Source organism: Telluria sp. ZT3P26 (genome assembly GCF_059686035.1).
In genome coordinates, this window is the sequence record NZ_JCASII010000004.1 from 233,587 (window position 1) to 252,319 (window position 18,733).

Sequence of the window (18,733 nt, forward strand, 5' to 3'; positions counted from 1 at the left end):
AACTAATACACTAATACGCAATGACCACTTCACTGTTTTCGATCATCCCCGGCTCTTCCGATCCGATCTACCGGCAACTGGTCGATCAGGTGCGGCGCCTGGTTGCCGGTGGCCAGCTGGCGCCCGGCGCGGCGTTGCCCTCGGTGCGTGACGTGGCCCAGCAGTTGACGGTCAATCCGATGACGGTCTCCAAGGCGTACGGGCTGCTCGAACTCGAAGGCGTGCTCGATCGCCGGCGCGGTGTCGGCATGGTCGTGGCCGATCGCGCAGCCGGTGCCGGCGCTGGCGCTGGCACAGCTGCCGCTGCCGCCGATCGCGCCGCGCTGCTGCGGCCCACGCTGGAACGCGCCGCGCGTGAGGCGCGCGAGCTCGAACTCGATCCGGCCACCGTGCTCGCTCTTTTCACACTCATCCTCAAGGAATCACCGTGACACCATCCCCGATCCAGATGTGCGGCGTGGCCAAGCAATTCGGCAGCAAGGCCATTCTCGATAACCTCGACTGGGAAGTGCGGCCCGGCCAGGTGGTCGGCCTGCTCGGGCGCAATGGCGCCGGCAAGTCGACGTTGATGGAGTGCCTGCTGGGCCTGCGCGAGACCGATGGCGGCAGCGTCCTGCTGTTTGGCGAACCGCTGCATGCGTTGACGGACGCGACGCGCGCCCGCATCGGCTACGTGCCGCAGAAATCGGACTTGTTCGAGTGGATGACGGCGTTGCAGATGCTGGATTACTTCAAGGCCATGTACCCGCGCTGGAACGACGCGAAGGTCGCGTCGCTGCTCGAACGCTGGGGCTTCGATGGCCTCATGCGCAACAAGCCGATCCGCAGGCTATCGGGCGGCGAGCAGCAGCGCCTGTCAATCATCCGCGCACTGGCGCATGATCCCGACCTGCTGGTGCTCGACGAGCCCGCGTCGGCGCTCGACCCGGCGGGCCGGCGCAGCTTCTTGTCCGAACTGGTCGACGGCGTGATCGAGCAGGGCACCACGGTGGTGTTCTCGACCCATATCCTGACTGACCTCGAGCGGGTGGCGCCCGATGTGGCGTTTCTCAAGGATGGCCGCATCGCGCTGCAGGGCGAACTCGACACCCTGCTCGATGGCGCGCGCCGTGTGATCGGCCCGGCCAGCGTGCTGGGCGCTGCCTTGCCGGGCGAGCTGCGCCGCAGCCAGGCGGGTGATGGTTCAGTTTGTGTCATCGTGCAGGGCGGTTCTGCGCTGGCCGACACGCCAGGCGTGCGCGTCGAGCCGCTCGGCCTGGAAGACCTGTTTATCGAGGTGACGCGGTGAGCGCGCGTCTAGGGCAGTACCGGATGCTGTGGCAAGCCGCGCATGCGCAGATCCATCCGCGCGCGCAGACTGTTTTGTGGTCGGCCGTCGTTATCCTGACCGTGGCCGTGGCGTCGCTCATGGGGGCGGTGTATGGCGTACTGACCGGGCTCGGCTGGGCCTTGTGCACGTCGGCTGGTCTGATGTTGTTTGACTGGACCATGGCGTTTGTACCAGGCGCGCTCGGTTTGAACACGCCCGCCAATGCCCAACTGGTGCCGGCCATGCGTGCCCGTCTGGTCGAACTGGTGCTGCTGGTCTGGTTGGCCGCAGTCGGCTTGCTGGCGGCAGGGCTGCAGTTGATTCCGGCGGCGTCGCACCTGGTGCTGCCATTCACCATGGCCGGTACACTGGGCGTGGCGACGCTGCTCGCCGGCGTCGGCGCCGGCCTGGTACTGATGCTGCCATTCTTCTTTCCGTTCCTGGGCGGCGAGTTGCAGGAATGGCTGCGCGATGCTGCCGCGCAGCCTGGCGTCATGCCGCTTCTGGCGGCGGCCATGGTGCTGCCTGTGGTGCCGGTGGTGCGGGCGCTGTTTCCGCGGGGCGGTGAGCGCCACTGGGCCATGCGCGAGCATCTTGCGCGCCTGTCAGGTGGTAGCGGCAGCAGCGCCATGTTCGACGATACGGGGCGCTATTCGATCCGGCTCTTCCTGTCTCGTCGCACGAGGGGACGTGGTGCGCCGGGCGCGCTGCTGCTGCGTGCACTTGGCCCGAACCTGTACTACCTGATGCTGTCGACAACCATCGGCGGGGCGCTGGCCTTCACCGCCATGACCTGGCACGCGCGCGGCACGGCCATCGCTGACGAGAGTGTTCCCACGATGCTGAAGATCGGCGGCTTCATGCTGTGCTTTTTATTTCCCGCTGTCGCCGTGCCATTCTGGCTGGCGCGTACCCGCGGCGAGCAGGCATTGGTACGGCTGGCGCCGGTGTCGCCGATCGATCCGGCCCGCTTCAACGCGCTGCTGGCCCGGGCCATGCTGCGCCATGGCCTGGTGATCTGGGCCTGGGCCTCGGCGGTTTCGCTGTTGCTGGCCCTTGCCAGCGGCGCGCGCGGGGTCGAACTGGTATGGCAGGCGTGCCTGTGCTGCGTCACCTTGCCGGTACTGGCCCTCGTGCTGCGCGATCATGCGCGTGCGCCGCGTTGGGGGATGGTGTTCTACGGCGTGGCAGCACTTGGACTCAGCTGCATCAGCCCGATTGTGGCCATGTTCGGCGCCAGGTGGCTGGGCTGGCCACTCTGGTCCATCGCAACGCCCATCGCGCTCGTATTGACTGCAATGCTCGTGCACCGGCGCTGGCGGCGGATGTGCGAGGCACCAATGGCATTCCCGGTCGGCCGCCTTGATTGACGAATTGACATCCAGCGACAAAACGTGGCTTTCTCACCAAGCTTGCCGGCGGAGGGGACCGACAGACTACCTCTTTTGTTGCTGAGAGACAACTAATTCTTGGTATATTGAACGGCAGACTCTATTTTTTGCCAGGCATAAGTCACTTCCGGGCTATCGTCCTTTTGTTCCGGAATTTACTTCTTGCAAGAAAACTTACCCAGGGTCTCCATGCTTTCCAAATTGACATTGCGTTTCCGACTGATCGCCACGCTGGCGGTCCTCGGCCTTCTGATTGCTGCCATCGGTCTGCTTGGCATCTACGGCATGCGCTCCAATCATGCTGCGCTCGAACAGGTGTACAGCAACCAGCTTGCCTCGAGCATCGCGATCAACAACTCCAAGAACTTCCTGAACCGCGCCCGTTTCGGCCTGGATCGCGGCGTGTTCCACCCGGATGCGCCCGACCTCGCCAAGACGATCGCGCGCGCCAAGGGCTTCATCGACGATGCCAATAAATCGTGGCAATCCTATCTGGTCATGCCGCGCGATGGTGAAGAGGCGCAACTGGCCAAGACGCTTGAAACCGAACGCACACGCTATATCAATGACGGCATGCTGGCGCTGACCAGCGCCCTCGAGCAGGGCAACGTCGAGCGCATCGAAGCGTTGTCGATGAAAGAGATGACGGCGCTGTACGGTGTCTTCGACAAGGCGTCGGTTGCGCTGGATGATTACCAGCTGGCTACCGCGCGCCATCAGTTCGAATCCAGCCTGGCGCTGTTTACCACCCTGATGTGGGCGGCGGGTCTGAGTGTGGTGTTCGGCCTCGTGCTGGCGATCGTGTCGTCGGTATTCCTGCTGCGCGCCATCATGCGACCGCTCGAACAGGCGATCGGCCACTTTGACGCGATGGCGCATGGCGATCTGTCGACGACGGTGGTTGTCGATCGCCAGGATGAAATGGGCGCGCTGCTCAAGGGCCTGGCCACGATGCAGGAGCAGTTGTCCGGCACCGTGCGCAGCGTGCGTGACAGCAGCATGTCGATCGCCACTGCCAGCGCCGAAATCGCAGCAGGCAATATGAACCTGTCGGGTCGCACCGAGCAGCAGGCCAGCAGCCTGGAAGAAACCGCATCCTCGCTCGAAGAACTGACCAGCACCGTGCAGCACAATGCCGACAACGTTCGCCAGGCCAACAATGTGGCGCGCTCGGCGTCCGAAGTGGCGGTTCGTGGCGGCAAGCTGGTGTCGGACGTGGTCGAGACCATGAGCGCCATCAACGCCTCCTCGAAACGCATCGTCGACATCATTTCGGTCATCGACGGTATCGCGTTCCAGACCAATATCCTGGCGCTCAATGCGGCCGTGGAAGCGGCACGCGCCGGCGAGCAGGGCCGTGGTTTCGCGGTCGTGGCCAGCGAAGTGCGCAACCTGGCGCAGCGCTCGGCAGCGGCGGCCAAAGAAATCAAGGAACTGATTGGCACGTCGGTGACCAATGTCGAGGCGGGTACGGTCCTGGTCGACAGCACCGGCACCACGATGAACGAGATCGTTTCGAGCGTGAAACGGGTCTCCGACATCATGGCCGAGATCCTGGCCGCCGGCGAAGAGCAGACGTCGGGCATCGGGCAGATCAACGAAGCGGTCAGCCTGATGGACCAGGCCACCCAGCAGAACGCGGCGCTGGTCGAAGAAGCGGCGGCGGCCACCGGCGCGCTGCAAGAGCAGGCTCACGCGCTGCAGCAGATGGTCAGCGTGTTCAAGGTCGATGCGCAGCCAACCGCGCAACCGCACGGGCGCGCGCTCGGGCGCAAGCCGCAGCAGCGCATCGCCATGGCAGCCTAGCGCAATCGGGCGCACGGCCCATGCCATAATGCCGGCATCATGAGCGTGCGCACCCCATTTCCGCTGACAGCCGGCCCCGCAGCCTGTCGATCCCATGCGTGATCCGATCGCATTTCCTGTCGACGGCGGGGCGCTCGGCGCCGCGATTCGCGACCACGACTGGGCGGCCACGCCGCTGGGGCCGATCGCGGATTGGCCCGCCACGCTGCGCACCGGTGTCAGCATCGTGCTCGGCTCGGCGTTCCCCAGCTTCCTGGTCTGGGGCGCCGAACAAACCCTCCTGTACAACGATTCCTACGCCGAGATCCTGTGCGACAAGCACCCGCGTGCCTTGGGCGGCAGCTTCCAGGCCGCCTGGCCCGAAATCTGGGATGTGCTTGCCCCGCTGGTCGACCGCACGCTGACTGGCGGCGAGTCGTACAAGATGCACGACCTGCCGCTGGTCATGCAGCGCAAGGGCTATGCCGAGCACACCTGGTTCACGTTTTCGTACGGCCCGGTGCGCGGCGATGGCGGCGAGATCCTCGGCCTGTTATGCACCTGCATCGAAACCACCGACACCATTCTCACCCGGCGCCGCCAGGTGGCCGACGAGGCCGTGTTGCGCGAGCACGAAAGCAATTCGCGCATCGATGCCGAACGGGTGCAGCTGGCACTGTCCGCCGGCGCCATCATCGGCACCTGGTTCTGGGATCTGCCGACCGACCGGTTCACGGTCGATGAAGCCTTCGCGCGCGCCTTCGGTCTCGACCCGGCGCTCGGGCGCGTCGGCCTGAGCCTGGCGCAGATCGTCGCCACGGTCCATCCCGACGACCAGGCCGGGCTTGCGCAGGCAATCAACACCGTCATTGCGCGCGGTGGCCATTATGCGCACCAGTACCGGGTCAAGCGCACCGACGGGCGCTACTACTGGATCGAGGCCAACGGCCGGGTCGACCTGGCGCCGGACGGCACCGGGCTGTTGTTCCCGGGCGTGCTGATCGACGTCGAGGGCCGGCGCGCGGTCGAGGCCGAACGCGACCAGGCGATCCTGAAACTGCGTGCCCTCAACGAGCAGCTCGAGCAGAAAGTCATCGCCCAGGCGCTGGCGCGTGGCCGCACCTGGCAGGTCAGCCCGGACATCCTGGGCGTGCTCAATGCCGATGGTGTCGTCGAGACGTCGAACCCCGCCTGGCAAACCACGCTGGGCTGGACGGAAGAAGAAATCGCCAGCACGCACTTCATGGAGTTCGTCCATCCGGACGACCGGGCGCTGACCCAGGCCGTGTGGCGCGATGCACTCGAGCGCGACATCCCGGCGCTGCGCTTCGAAAACCGCCATCGCCACAAGGCCGGCGGGTGGCGCTGGCTGTCGTGGGTGGCCGTGCCGGACGATGGCAAGGTGTATTGCTCGGCGCGTGACGTGACCCTTGAAAAAGAAGCCCAGGCCGAACGCGACCGCATGTGGGATACCTCGCCCGACCTGTTGCTGACGATCGATTTCAATGGCATGTTCCGGCGCGTCAATCCGGCCTGGACCGACTTGCTCGGTTACACGCCCGACGAACTCGTCGGGCATCACACCAATGAATTCGTCGTGGCCGAGGACCATGCGCGCACCATCGACAGCTACTCGTCGGCGGCCGCAGGCGAGCAGCCGCGCCTGGTCAACCGCTTTCGTCACAAGGATGGCTCGATCCGCTGGATTTCGTGGGCCGCAGCGCCGGCAGGCAGTGTGACGTATGCGACCGGCCGCGACATCACGGTCGAACGCGAGCGCCAGGCCGAACTCGAACGCGCCCAGGAGCAGTTGCGCCATTCGCAGAAAATGGAAGCGGTCGGCCAGCTGACCGGTGGCCTGGCGCACGACTTCAACAATCTGCTGGCCGGCATCGCGGGCAGCCTGGACCTGGTCAAGATCCGCATCGCGCAAGACCGCGTGGGCGACGTTGACCGCTACATCGGTGTGGCGCAGGGCGCCACCCGGCGCGCTGCGGCGCTGACCCATCGCCTGCTGGCGTTCTCGCGCCGCCAGACGCTCGCGCCCACGGCCATCTGCGTCAATGCCATGATCGATGGCATGCTCGACATGATCCGGCGTACGGTCGGCCCCGGCGTGCAGGTGGAGCCGCGCGGCGAGCGCGCGCTGTGGGCGGCGCTGGTGGACCAGTCGCAGCTGGAGAATGCGCTGCTGAACCTGTGCATCAACGCGCGTGACGCCATGCCGGCCGGCGGCTGCATCACCATCGAAACGGCCAATCGCCAGCTCGACCCCGCTGCCGCATGCGCGCTGGAACTGCCGCCCGGCGACTACCTGACGCTGTCGGTCTCCGACGCCGGCACCGGCATGGCGCCGGACGTGGTGGCCAAGGCGTTCGATCCCTTTTTCACGACCAAGCCGATCGGGCAGGGCACGGGGCTGGGCCTGTCGATGATCTACGGCTTTGCCAAGCAGTCCGGCGGCCTGGTGCACATCGATTCGGCGGTGGGGCGTGGCACCACGGTAAGCATCTACCTGCCGCGCCACCGCGGCCAGGCCGACGACATCGATACGGCGCCACCCGTGGTGCCTGCGTCGCCTGACGGCCGTGGCGAAACGATCCTGGTCGTCGACGACGAGCCGAGCGTGCGCATGCTGGTCGTCGATTTGCTGGAAGACCTCGGGTACCGCGTGCTGGATGCCGAAGATGGCGCCAGCGGCCTGAAGGTGCTGCAGTCCACCGCGCGCATCGATCTCCTGATCACCGACGTCGGCTTGCCCGGCATGATGAACGGCCGGCAGATGGCCGACGCCGCACGGGTGGCACGACCGGAACTGAAGGTCTTGTTCATCACCGGCTATGCCGAAACAGCCCTGCTCGACAACGGGCAACTGGGGCCCGACATGGCAATCCTGACCAAGCCGTTTTCCATCGACACGATGGCGCAGCAAGTGCGCGACATGGTGGCACGGCACGGGTGATGGCTAACAGCCGGGGTCAGGTCTGACATTCGGACACGAGCTCTACCGTGCCGGCAGTAACAGCCGGGGTCAGGTCTGACATTCGGACACGACCTCTACGGTAGTTCGCTACGCCGCTCGCGTCGAACTTTACGGCTGCTTTTCCGCATCATGGCTACTGCTGTGATCGTGTCCGAATGTCAGACCTGACCCCGGCTTTTGGGTTAGTGGCCGCGCTGTTGTACCAGCGCTGTGCCTGCGCCGTGGCGCTTGCTTTCGCTGACTGCGGTTACGGTGCCATCCGGGTTGAACACCAGGGCATTGGCTGCGCCGATTTCTTCTGGTGGTGATTCCCAGCGCTGGCCGAAGCGCGCCAGTGCTGTTGCCTGGGCGCTGCCCGCGAAGCCCGGCTCGACCGACGTGTCGGGCGTGTTGCGCTGGCTGATGCGTGGCGCGTCGATTGCCTGGTGCATCGGCATGCCGAAGTCGACGTGGTTGACGATCGTTTGCAGCACGGTCGTGATGATCGTCGCGCCGCCCGGGCTGCCTACTGAAAACGCTGGCTTGCCATTTTTTAGCGCGATCGTTGGTGCCATGCTTGAGCGGGGGCGCTTGCCGGCTTCGGGTACGTTCGGGTGCGGGCCGGTGAAGTCGAAGTCGGTCATCTCGTTGTTGAGCAGGAAGCCGTAGCCCGGCACGACGATCCCGCTGCCGCCCCACGATTCGATCGTGAACGTGTACGCCACCACGTTGCCGTCTTTGTCTGACACCGTCAGATGTGTCGTATGCAGGCTCTCCGGTGGGGGGCGGATGCTGGCGCGCACCGGCGCGAGCAGCGGCACGCTGGGATCATTCTGGAATGCATACGGATTGCCGGCCGCCACTGCGCCTGGCGCGGCCTGTTGCAGCGAGATCAGCGCACGGCGCGTGGCGGCGAAGTCCTTCGACAGGAAACCGGCCAGCGGTGCATCGATGTATTCGGGATCGGCCAGATACGCGTTGCGATCGGCAAACGCGAAGCGGCTTGCTTCGATGTACAGGTTCTCGGCCTGCGCGCGCGGCATGGCTTTGAGATCGTAGCCTTCGAGGATGTTGAGCGCATGCGCAACCGTCGCGCCGCCACTGCTGGGCAGCGGCATGCCATACAGTTCATAGCCACGGTAGGTGCTGCGCAGGGCGGGGCGGATGCGCGCTTCGTAGTTGGCCAGGTCGGCCAGCGTCATCGTACCGGCGCGGACCTGGACACCCTTGACCACGGGCGGCCGGTTGACGGTATCGACGATCGCGCGCGCCAGCGGGCCTTCGTAGAATGCCTTGACGCCGCCGGATGCAATGGCGCGGTAGGCCCGCGCCATGTCCGGATTTCGTAGCAGCGTGCCGGTGGGGATGGCCTTGCCGTTGTGCAGATACAGCGCGCTGGTGGGGGTGAACTGGCGGAACTTCGCCAGGTTCTGGTCGACCAGCCCATTGAACGTGGCATTGACCCGGAAGCCCGTGTCGGCCACCGCGATGGCCGGCGCCAGCACTTGCGCGAAGCGCATGCTGCCGTAGCGTTCGAGCGCTTCGTGCCAGCCGCGCACCGTGCCGGGCACGCCCACTGCTGCGCCGCTGGCGACGGCCGTGTCGAAGTCGACCGGCTTGCCATCGCGCTCGAACAGCGTGGGGCCGGCCTTGGCCGGCGCCGTCTCGCGGTGGTCGATCGTGATCACCCGTTTGTCCTTGGCCAGATAGATGAGCATGAAGCCGCCGCCACCGATGCCGCAGCTGAATGGATCGGTCACGCCCAGCGTGGCGGCCGCGGCGACGGCCGCATCGACCGCATTGCCGCCCTTGTTCAGGATGGTCAGCGCCGCTTGCGACGCCTGCGCGCTGATGGTGGCGACGGCGCCGCCATGACCCGTCGCGACGGGTGCGCCGGTGGCAGGGGCAACGACAATGGACAGGACCAGGCCGCAGGCCAGCGCGGCGATGACCGGCGAGCGGGCCGGCACGATCAGGTACCGTACATATTGAGCACCACCGGATACGACGCCGGCTTTGCCTCGATCATGCCGCGCGCCGGCGGCTCGAACGAACGGTCGAGCTCGACGCGCGCGCCGCGCAGCGCCGGCGACGTGAAGCCCGGCTTGCCCGGTACCAGCCAGAACGCCTGCGCGACGTTCTGGATGCGCAGCGTGAAGCGGTAGGCCACGCGCCCGGCCACGATGCAGCGTGCATTGTCCGGACAGCGGGTGTCGTCGGCGCCTTCGTACGTCAGGCTCAGGCGCTGTTCGGGCGCCAGCAGCAGGCTCTGGCTCTCGCTGAGGTTGTATTGCGCGTCAGGCAGGCGCTCTGGCGCGGCGCAGCCGGACAACAGGCCAGCGCCGAGGCAGACGGCGGCGATGGAGAAGACGCGGGCCGGGCGGAAGATCGAGGGGCGCATGGTGTCATCCAGGGTTTGACAGGGAAAACCCATGATAGCAAAAGCGCAAGCGCAGCGGCGCGACATGATGCATCCACGCATCATGAGCACGCTGTTTTTGAAGTCATAAACAGGTCATATTCGCAGGCTATTCTCTGCCCTGTAGTGCAAAACATATCCCTCAACTAAGGAATAACAATGTTCAAAAAGATCCTCGCCGGCGCCGCTGCCGCACTCGTGATGACGACCTCGTTTGCCGCCGACATGACCGGTGCAGGCGCTACCTTCCCGTACCCGATCTACGCCAAGTGGGCCGAGGGTTACAAGGCAGCGACCGGCAATGGCCTGAACTACCAGTCGGTGGGTTCGGGCGCCGGTATCAAGCAGATCAAGGCCAAGACCGTCGACTTCGGCGCGTCGGACATGCCACTCAAGGCAGATGAGCTGGAAAAAGAAGGCCTGATGCAGTTCCCGGCCATCATGGGCGGCGTGGTTGCCGTGGTCAACGTCGACGGCGTGACCCCAGGCCAGCTGAAGATGACCGGCCCAGTGCTGGCCGACATCTACATGGGCAAGATCACCAAGTGGAACGCTGCGCCGATCGCCGCGCTGAACCCGGGCGTCAAGCTGCCGGATACCGACATCACCGTCGTGCACCGCGCTGACAGCTCGGGCACCTCGTTCCTGTGGACCGACTTCCTGGCAAAAACCAGCCCGGCCTGGAAAGAAAGCATCGGCTCGGGCACCACCGTGAAGTGGGCCGTGGGCGTGGGCGGCAAGGGCAATGAAGGCGTCGCCGCCAACGTGCAGCGTATCAAGGGTTCGATCGGCTACGTCGAGTGGGCCTACGCCAAGAAGAACAAGCTGTCGCACACCCAGCTGCGCAATAAAGAAGGCGTCGACCTGCAGCCTAGCGACGACGTTTTCAAGGCAGCTGCCGCGAACGCCGAGTGGACCAAGGCACCAGGCTTCGGCGTGGTCCTGACCGACGGCGCCGGCAAGCAGAGCTGGCCAGTCACCGGCGTGTCGTACATCCTGATGCACAAGGAACAGGCTGATGCCAACAAGGGCAAGGAAGTCGTCAAGTTCTTCGACTGGGCCTTCAAGAACGGCGCGCCAGCAGCAGCTGAACTGGACTACGTCCCGATGCCAGCCAGCGTTGTCAAGCAAGTGCAGGATGCCTGGAAAGCCAACCTGAAAGACGCTTCGGGCAAAGCGATCATGTAATCAGGCAGGTGATGCAACCATCCGGCAGCTTGACTGCCGGATTTTTTTATCAGCACCGCCAACCTCGGCATCTCACAGACTGGGTATCCCATGACAATGGCGAACACGATCGTCCTGGTGATTGACGACAAGCCGGCGATCGCCGAATTGCTCAAATTTTCACTGCACGAGGACGAGTGGGTCTGGCATAACGTGCCGAGTCTGGCGCAAGCCTGGGACTTCATCGGCCGCGAACGGCCCGCACTCCTGCTGCAGGAATCGATGCTGCGCAACGAAGGCGGCATGCGCCTCTTGGCGCGCCTGCGCGGCGACCGGCGCCTGCGTGAGCAACCCGTGATCCTGCTGGCGGCCGAATGTGCAGAAGGCGAGCGTTCGCCTGCGCTGCCGGCAGCAGTGGCGCATCCCGAATTCATTCCGCAGGCGCCCATTGGCGATGCGCGCGAACTGTCGCCCGAATCGCGGCTGCTGCGCTCGGGCCGCCTGGTGCTCGATCCGCTCAGCTGCAGCGTCAAGGTCGGCAACAGCCGGGTCGAGGTACGCCACGCCGAATATCGCCTGCTGCGTTTTTTGCTGTGCCATCCCGGCCAGGTCTTTTCGCGCTCGCAATTACTCGAACAACTCTGGGACGCGCACCAGTCGCTCGACCAGCGCACCGTCGACGTCCACGTGCTGCGCCTGCGCAAGGCGCTGGGCCGCGCCAAATCGCTGATCAAGACCGTGCGCGGCGCCGGTTACATGCTGGCACCGACCTGACATGCAGCGCTCGCCGGCAGCATGAGCCACCATCCCCCGATTGCCCCTTCCGCCACGCCACACCGCAGCAAGCGCTACCTGGTGCTGGCCTGGCCGCTGCTTGCCCTGCTGCTGTGCATCGCGCTGTGGGGCGCGACCCTGGTTAGGGTGGACGCCGAACAGGCGCGCGTCGCCGGCCAGGTCCGCAAGGACGCCGCTGCCTACGCCGAAGCCTACGAGCAGTACATCACGCGCTCGGTCGCGCAGATGGACCAGATCACGATGCAGCTGAAGTTCAGCTGGGAGAACTCGCGCAGGCCGGAACTGCTGGCCGACATGCGGCGTGACGGCATGTTCACCGACAGCGCCTTCCACCTGGTTGCCGTGCTCGACCGCCGTGGCGTCGTGCGTTCGAGCACGCGGCCCGCGCTGGTCGGCGCCGACCTGGCCGACGGCCCGTATTTTTCGCACCACCGCGACAATAACTCGACCGCGCTGCGGGTCGGCGCCACACCGGTACAGATCGGTGCGGCCGACGACGTCGTGCTGTTTACGCGCCGTCTCGACGACCGCGAAGACGAATTCGACGGCGTGGTCATGATGGCGGTCGATGCGCGCTACTTCACGTCGTTCGTCAGCCCGGCCACGCTCGGCGCCGGCGGCATCGTGGCGCTGGCCGGCAGCGAAGGGCGCCTGCGCGTCGAACAGCGCAGCGACGGCGCCGCGTTCTTCGACACGGCCACGCTGCCGCGCCGCGGCGCTGCCTGGTCCGGCGAGCAGGGTGTGCGCGAGATCGACGGGGCCAATGGATTTGCCGACGGCCAGTCACGCGTGCTGGGCTGGCGCCAGTCGCCGGTCTATCCACTGGTTGCGCTGGTCGGCCTGCCAAGCCCTGAAACGCTGGCCGCAAGCAATCGTTACTGGACCGACAGCCGTGACCGTGCGATTGCCGCCACGCTGTGCCTGATGCTGCTGGGTGCGGTCGGCGCCGTGCTGGCGCAGCGCGCGCTGCAGCGCGGCAAGGAGCAGGACGATGTGCGGCGCGCCTACCGCACTGCCACCGAGAGCGGCAACGACGGCTTCTACATGGCGGCAGCCGTGCGCGGGCGCGACGGGCAGATCGTCGACTTTCGCATCGTCGATTGCAATGAACGGGGCGCCTTTTTCTACGGCATGACGCGTGACGACCTGGTCGGCGCGAGCCTGACCGAAATCGACGCGGGCCTGTTCGGCGAAGACTTGCTGGCCACTTACCGCAAGGCGATGGAAACGGGTTTCCATGAAGACGACCGCAGGATGCCGAGCGACAATCGCCTGAACATCAGCTGGGGCCGGCGCCGCCTGGTGCGGGTCGGTCACGGCCTGGCCGTCACGCTGCAGGACATCAGCGAGCGCAAGGCCCACGAGTCGCAGCTCGAGCGCCTGGCCAACGAGGATACATTGACGGGCCTGGCCACCCGCCACGCTTTCCTGGAACACATGCCCGCGATGCTGGCGCAGGCGCAAGGCGCCAGCATGGGCGCGGCGCTGCTGTTCATCGACCTGGACGAATTCAAGCACGTCAACGATTCTCACGGCCACGCCACCGGCGACGCCGTGCTCAAGTGTGCGGCCCAGCGCCTGCTGTCGCTGCTGCGCCCGTCGGACCAGGTGGCGCGTTTCGGCGGCGACGAATTCGTCGTCCTGCTCACGCCGTGCGACGGCGAGCGCCAGGCGGCATCGGTCGCGGCGCGCATCGTCGATGCGTTCGGGGTGCCGTTCCTGCTGGGCGACGAGCTGCATGCGGTGGGCGCGTCGATCGGCATCAGCATGTACCCGCGCGATGGCACCGATGCCGAGACGCTGGTGCGGCACAGCGACATCGCCATGTATGTCGGCAAGAACGACGGCAAGGGGCAATACCGCTTCTTCGACCCGTCGTTGTCGACGACGCTCAATTCGCGCGCGCGCCTCAAGCAAAGCATGCTCGAGGCGCTGGAGGGCGACCAGTTCGTGCTGCATTACCAGCCGCGCGTCGACGCCCGCAGTGGCGAATTGCTGAGCATGGAGGCGCTGGTGCGCTGGCGCCATCCTGTGCTGGGCATGGTCGCGCCGGGTGACTTCATTCCGCTGGCCGAAGCGACGGGCCTGATCATCCGCATCGGCGAGGCTGTCATCGAGAAGGCCTGCGCGCAACTGGCGGCCTGGCGCGAGGCCGGCGTGCCGCTCGTGCCCGTGTCGATCAATGTCTCACCCAAGCAGTTCATGCGTGGCGGCGTGCAGCGGCAATTGCATGCGGCCCTGGTGCGCCACCGCGTGCCGGCCAGTCTGATCGAGGTGGAAATCACCGAGTCGGCGATGATGGGCGACCAGGACGACATCCTGGCTGAACTGGCGGCGCTGCGCGCGCTGGGCGTGAAGCTGCACGTGGACGACTTCGGCACCGGCTACTCGTCGCTGTCGCAACTGCAGCGCCTGAAAATGGACGTGCTCAAGGTCGACCGCGCGTTCACCAACGAGCTGGCCAGGTCGAAAGAGGGCAAGGTGTTCTTTCAGGCGATCGTGTCGATGGCGCACGCGCTGGGGATGTCGGTCGTGGCCGAGGGTGTCGAGACCGCGGAGCAACTGGCGATCCTGCGCGGCCTGGACTGCAACGAGGTGCAGGGTTACTTCATCGCGCGCCCGATGCCGGCGCACGAGATGGCGGTGCTGATGGCGCAGCGCTACCTGCTCGAGGTTGCAGCGGCGGCGTCGTGAGCGCCGCCGCGACGATCAGTCGAGATCAGCGGCGCTATGGCGTTCCAGCACCTGGTCTTCTGCCGGCCCGAACGACCGGTTGACCTTGCGCCCACGCACCACAGCCGGGCGCGCCGCGATCGCATCGGCCCAGCGCTTGACGTGCTTATACTCGTGTACCGACAGGAACGTGGCGGCGTCGTACAACTGCCCCAGCACCATGCCGCCATACCATGGCCAGATAGCCATGTCGGCAATCGTGTAATCGTCGCCGGCCATGTAGCGGTTGTCGGCCAGATGGCGGTCAAGGACATCGAGCTGACGCTTGGTTTCCATTGCGTAGCGGTCGATCGGGTATTGCAGCTTTTCCGGCGCATAGGCATAGAAGTGACCGAAGCCGCCGCCCATGAATGGCGCCGAGCCCATCTGCCAGAACAGCCAGTTCATCGTCTCGGTGCGCGCCACGCCATCCTTCGGCAGGAAGGCGCCGAATTTTTCGGCCAGGTACACCAGGATCGCACCTGATTCGAATACGCGCACCGGCTCTGGGCCGCTGCGGTCGACCAGGGCCGGGATCTTCGAGTTGGGGTTGGCATCGACGAAGCCGCTCGAGAACTGCATGCCTTCGTTAATGCGGATCAGCCAGGCATCGTACTCGGCGCCCGCATGGCCGGCGGCCAGCAGTTCTTCGAGCATGATCGAGACCTTCACACCATTGGGCGTGGCCAGCGAGTACAGCTGCAGTGGGTGCTCACCCACCGGTAATTCTTGCTCGTGCGTCGGTCCGGCGACCGGGCGGTTGATATTGGCAAACGCGCCGCCCGGGGTGGCGGGCGGGGTCCAGACGGTTGGCGGGACATACGGCGTTGAATCAGGCATGGCTTTTCCTTGAGCTGACGTGTCAGAAGGACCATTCTAGCCAATGGGGGACAAACGTGTTGGCGGCGGCTGCACGCGTTCAGGTTACCCCGGTTTCGTGGCGGCCACGTTTTGTTGGACGCGCGGACGGGAAACCCGTCCACCCTACAAAAAATACCGTAGGGTGGGCGGCTATGCCACCCACGCGTTCAACGCAACAAAAATCCGCCAAGGCGGTATTGTAGAAAGCGACGCCACATAAGAAAAAACCCCGCCGAGGCGGGGTTCCGGACAGAGCAGGGCGGCTTTAAACGAACGCCGTCAACGAACCCTTCATCTTCTTGAGCGCAGCCGATTCGATCTGGCGAATGCGCTCGGCCGACACGCTGAATTCTTCCGCCAGCGTGTGCAGCGTGGCGCCCGAACCGTCGTCGTTGGCCAGCCAGCGCGCTTCGATGATGCGGCGCGAACGCGGGTCGAGCTTGCCAAGTGCCGATTCCAGGCCCTCGGACTGCAGGCGCGTTACCTGCTGCGCTTCGATGACCTTGGTCGGCTCTTGCTGCTCCGACGACAGGTAGGCGATCGGCGAGAACTTGTCGTCTTCGTCGTCGGTTGGCGATTCGAGGGCGATATCGCGGCCCGACAGACGGGTTTCCATCTCGATCACTTCTTCGCGCTTGACGCCCAGCAGCTTGGCCAGATCATCGACCTGACCCGGCGACATCGCGTCCAGACCGGTCTTGTTGCTGCGCAGGTTGAAGAACAGCTTGCGCTGCGCCTTGGTCGTCGCGACTTTCACCAGGCGCCAGTTCTTGAGAATGTATTCATGCATCTCGGCCTTGATCCAGTGCATCGCGTACGACACCAGGCGCACGCCCTGGTTCGGGTCGAAGCGCTTGACTGCCTTCATCAGGCCGATATTGCCTTCCTGAATCAGGTCGGCGTGTGGCAGGCCGTAGCCCAGATAGCCACGCGCGATCGACACCACCAGGCGCAGGTGCGACAGCACCATTTTTTGCGCTGCGTCGAGATCGTTATCGTCGCGCAGCCGCTTTGCCAGCGACATCTCTTCTTCGTGCGTCAGCATCGGCAGGCGGTTCACCGCCGAGATGTACGCATCGATATTGCCGAGATTGCCGGTGAAACCTAGTCCCAGAGCACGATTGCCGGTCGGGACCAATGCGGATTGTGCGGACATGTTTATTTCCCTTTTAATAATCTTGCTGCATCCTGACGGGCCTCGGCCTCATGCCGGTGACGCCATCGCGAAGCGCATGTCGCTTCGTCGTGTACGGATGCTTTTACTTGAAATTCGATTGCCTTGGACCATATATTAGCACTCCCCCAAAGAGAGTGCCAGAACGTGGCCAGAACTTAAGACTGTCCAAAGTATTGCCCATAGGAATTAATTCCGCAAGCAATCTACTCTAGAACAGCGTTTGGGTATTCGTTTGATCCAGCTCAAAATTCAGCTGATAAACACTGGAAATCGCGTACAGGTTCAGAGTAAGGCGCACGAGACATGCTCTCTGTTGAATAGCGCACGTACGACTGGGGAGGCCTGTAGGAGTTCTACGCAAGACAGCGTAGGGAAGTGCGACGTGACCGTAGGAGTATGGGCGCACTGCGGCGCGTTCCGACGGCCAGGTAATTGGGGAGGCAGCACAACGGCCGCCTCGCCCTGCTCTGGAAATGGTGACACTTCCGGCATTTTCAACACCCTGAATCAATCTTTTTTATTCAGCAATATTGTAGGAGTGCCGCTAGCGGCACCCCATCAGCCCGTCAGCGCGCCCGCGCCAGGTGGCGCCGCACCGACAGCAGGGCGCCGACAAGGCCCAGTCCGGCACTCACCGCCAGCAAGCCGGCAATGGCCAGCCCGCCCAGTGGCATCAACTGAAACTGCGAGCCGTACAGGCGTGCAAACTCGGCGATGGCCCCGTTGAGCGGGTGTAACGCCAGCATGACCACGCCCAGCGCCACGCCGCCAGCGCACAGGCCGAGCAGCGCGCCGGTGTAAAAGAACGGGCGGTGGATGAAATCGTTGGTCGCGCCCAGCAGTTGCGAGACGGAGATTTCTTCTTTCTGCGTCAGCACCTGCAGGCGGATCGTATTGAACACCACCGCGATGACAACGATGCCCAGCGTGCCGGCCAGCAGCAGCAGGGCCAGGCGCAGGATCCCGAGCAGGGCGGCCAGGCGCTTGACCCAGGCCGAGTCGACCTGCACCGTTTCGACGCCCGGCAGGGCGCGCAGGCGCTCGGTGATGGCGTCGACCTGTGCGGCAGCGCCGGCGCTGGCAAAGCCGTCCAGCTTCATCACGTAACTGTCCGGCAGGGGATTTTCGCCCAGCGTTTCCAGTACGCCGCCCAGGCTGCTGCGTTCCTTGAGCGATTCCAGCGCTTCTTCGCGCGGCACGAAGGTGACCTCGCCCTTGCCCTGGGCAACGATCTGGCGAATCTGCGGCAGCAATGCCTGTGCATCGGCCCGGCTGACATTTTCGCGCATGAACAGGCTGATCTCGGGGTCGACCGATAACTGCTCGGACAGGGGCCGTACATTGTCAAGCAAGGTCAGGCCCGCGAACGGCAGCGTGAGCGCGAGCGCGACGACGAGCACGTTGAACAGGAAGCTGCCGGGCGACTTGCGCACGGTGGACAGCGCGGCCACGAGGGCGAAACGATGCTGGCGCAACCACGGGCTCATGCTGCACCTCCGACCAGCTGGCCATTTTCCAGGCGGATGACGCGCTCGGCGCGCTCCAGCACATAATCGTCGTGGGTCGAGATCACGCACGTGACGCCCACCGCATGGAACGAGCGCAGTGCATCGAGTACCTTGTCGGCCGCAACGCGGTCGAGGTTGGCGGTGGGTTCATCGGCCAGGATGATCTGCGGGCGGTTGACGATGGCGCGGGCCACGGCCACACGCTGCTGTTCGCCACCGGACAGTTCGAGCGGCATCGCGCGGGCGCGGTCGAGAAGGCCGACCTTGTCGAGCGCGGCGCGGGCGCGCTGCTCGGCTTCGGCCGTGCGCGCACCGGTCACCAGCATCGGCAGCATCGTATTGGCCAGGATATTGCGGTCGTTGAGCAGGCGCTGCTGCTGGAAGATGATGCCGATATTACGGCGCAGGAACGGGATGCCGGCCGGCTTGATGCGGCCGACGTCATGGCCGCTGACGATCACCTTGCCGCTGGTGGGCCGCTCGACGCCGGCGACCATTTTCATCAGGGTCGACTTGCCCGCGCCCGACGGGCCGGCCAGGTAGACCAGCTCGCCCTTGCCGATGGCGAGCGTGACGTCGTGCAGCGCGTAGCTGCCCTGTGCGTCGCCGTGCGTGTACTGCTTCGATACTGACTGGAATGCAATCAT

The 18,733-nt window shown here is 65.1% G+C and carries 14 protein-coding genes; 8 read left to right on the forward strand and 6 right to left on the reverse strand.

Annotated elements, in window-relative coordinates:
- The first annotated feature begins 20 nt into the window (after positions 1-20).
- From AC56LN_RS14810 to AC56LN_RS14830, 5 genes are all read left to right on the forward strand, one after another.
- Positions 21-431, forward strand: coding sequence for a GntR family transcriptional regulator (locus AC56LN_RS14810; protein ID WP_499572797.1), 411 nt, complete (start codon positions 21-23; stop codon positions 429-431).
- On the forward strand, positions 428-1,288 hold the full coding sequence (locus AC56LN_RS14815) for an ABC transporter ATP-binding protein (RefSeq protein ID WP_499572799.1): 861 nt from the start codon (positions 428-430) through the stop codon (positions 1,286-1,288). The genes AC56LN_RS14810 and AC56LN_RS14815 overlap by 4 nt, the downstream gene beginning before the upstream one ends.
- Positions 1,285-2,679, forward strand: a complete 1,395-nt coding sequence (locus tag AC56LN_RS14820) for a hypothetical protein (RefSeq protein WP_499572801.1) — start codon at positions 1,285-1,287, stop codon at positions 2,677-2,679. Before AC56LN_RS14815 ends, AC56LN_RS14820 begins: the two co-directional genes overlap by 4 nt.
- A gap of 210 nt (positions 2,680-2,889) precedes the next feature.
- On the forward strand, positions 2,890-4,506 hold the full coding sequence (locus AC56LN_RS14825) for a methyl-accepting chemotaxis protein (protein ID WP_499572803.1): 1,617 nt from the start codon (positions 2,890-2,892) through the stop codon (positions 4,504-4,506).
- Positions 4,507-4,600: 94 nt separating this feature from the next.
- Positions 4,601-7,447 (forward strand): PAS domain-containing protein, encoded by a 2,847-nt coding sequence (locus AC56LN_RS14830; RefSeq protein WP_499572805.1) that lies wholly within the window; start codon positions 4,601-4,603, stop codon positions 7,445-7,447.
- Positions 7,448-7,650: 203 nt separating this feature from the next.
- Here the strand turns inward: AC56LN_RS14830 and ggt are convergent, their stop codons facing one another.
- Positions 7,651-9,417, reverse strand: a complete 1,767-nt coding sequence (gene ggt / locus AC56LN_RS14835; protein WP_499572807.1) for a gamma-glutamyltransferase — start codon at positions 9,415-9,417, stop codon at positions 7,651-7,653.
- 2 nt (positions 9,418-9,419) lie between these two features.
- Positions 9,420-9,848 (reverse strand): hypothetical protein, encoded by a 429-nt coding sequence (locus AC56LN_RS14840; RefSeq protein ID WP_482897471.1) that lies wholly within the window; start codon positions 9,846-9,848, stop codon positions 9,420-9,422.
- 177 nt (positions 9,849-10,025) lie between these two features.
- Here AC56LN_RS14840 and pstS point away from each other — a divergent pair, with 177 nt between their 5' ends.
- From pstS to AC56LN_RS14855, 3 genes are all read left to right on the forward strand, one after another.
- Complete coding sequence (pstS, locus tag AC56LN_RS14845) at positions 10,026-11,054, forward strand: phosphate ABC transporter substrate-binding protein PstS (protein ID WP_482897472.1); 1,029 nt, start codon at positions 10,026-10,028, stop codon at positions 11,052-11,054.
- 90 nt (positions 11,055-11,144) lie between these two features.
- Positions 11,145-11,807: a winged helix-turn-helix transcriptional regulator gene (locus AC56LN_RS14850; protein ID WP_482897473.1), complete on the forward strand. Its 663-nt coding sequence runs from the start codon at positions 11,145-11,147 to the stop codon at positions 11,805-11,807.
- Between the two features lie 21 nt (positions 11,808-11,828).
- The gene (locus AC56LN_RS14855) at positions 11,829-14,522 is read left to right on the forward strand and encodes a bifunctional diguanylate cyclase/phosphodiesterase (protein ID WP_499572809.1); all 2,694 of its coding nucleotides are present in this window, start codon (positions 11,829-11,831) and stop codon (positions 14,520-14,522) included.
- Between the two features lie 15 nt (positions 14,523-14,537).
- Here the strand turns inward: AC56LN_RS14855 and yghU are convergent, their stop codons facing one another.
- The 4 genes from yghU to AC56LN_RS14875 form a co-directional block, all read right to left on the reverse strand.
- Complete coding sequence (yghU, locus tag AC56LN_RS14860) at positions 14,538-15,380, reverse strand: glutathione-dependent disulfide-bond oxidoreductase (protein WP_499572811.1); 843 nt, start codon at positions 15,378-15,380, stop codon at positions 14,538-14,540.
- 286 nt (positions 15,381-15,666) lie between these two features.
- Positions 15,667-16,557: an RNA polymerase sigma factor RpoH gene (gene rpoH / locus AC56LN_RS14865; RefSeq protein WP_482897476.1), complete on the reverse strand. Its 891-nt coding sequence runs from the start codon at positions 16,555-16,557 to the stop codon at positions 15,667-15,669.
- A 587-nt stretch (positions 16,558-17,144) separates the two neighbouring features.
- A complete protein-coding gene (gene ftsX / locus AC56LN_RS14870; protein ID WP_499572812.1) occupies positions 17,145-18,065 on the reverse strand; it encodes a permease-like cell division protein FtsX in 921 nt (306 codons plus the stop codon).
- Positions 18,062-18,733: a cell division ATP-binding protein FtsE gene (locus tag AC56LN_RS14875; RefSeq protein ID WP_183557109.1), complete on the reverse strand. Its 672-nt coding sequence runs from the start codon at positions 18,731-18,733 to the stop codon at positions 18,062-18,064. Before AC56LN_RS14875 ends, ftsX begins: the two co-directional genes overlap by 4 nt.

Coding starts and splice junctions, on each gene's coding strand:
- AC56LN_RS14825 (WP_499572803.1), top strand. CDS start 2,890: ATGCTTTCCAAATTGACATTGCGTTTCCGACTGATCGCCACGCTGGCG.
- AC56LN_RS14840 (WP_482897471.1), bottom strand. CDS start 9,848: ATGCGCCCCTCGATCTTCCGCCCGGCCCGCGTCTTCTCCATCGCCGCC.
- yghU (WP_499572811.1), bottom strand. CDS start 15,380: ATGCCTGATTCAACGCCGTATGTCCCGCCAACCGTCTGGACCCCGCCC.
- AC56LN_RS14810 (WP_499572797.1), top strand. CDS start 21: ATGACCACTTCACTGTTTTCGATCATCCCCGGCTCTTCCGATCCGATC.
- AC56LN_RS14855 (WP_499572809.1), top strand. CDS start 11,829: ATGAGCCACCATCCCCCGATTGCCCCTTCCGCCACGCCACACCGCAGC.
- rpoH (WP_482897476.1), bottom strand. CDS start 16,557: ATGTCCGCACAATCCGCATTGGTCCCGACCGGCAATCGTGCTCTGGGA.
- AC56LN_RS14875 (WP_183557109.1), bottom strand. CDS start 18,733: ATGATTGCATTCCAGTCAGTATCGAAGCAGTACACGCACGGCGACGCA.
- AC56LN_RS14830 (WP_499572805.1), top strand. CDS start 4,601: ATGCGTGATCCGATCGCATTTCCTGTCGACGGCGGGGCGCTCGGCGCC.
- pstS (WP_482897472.1), top strand. CDS start 10,026: ATGTTCAAAAAGATCCTCGCCGGCGCCGCTGCCGCACTCGTGATGACG.
- ftsX (WP_499572812.1), bottom strand. CDS start 18,065: ATGAGCCCGTGGTTGCGCCAGCATCGTTTCGCCCTCGTGGCCGCGCTG.
- AC56LN_RS14850 (WP_482897473.1), top strand. CDS start 11,145: ATGACAATGGCGAACACGATCGTCCTGGTGATTGACGACAAGCCGGCG.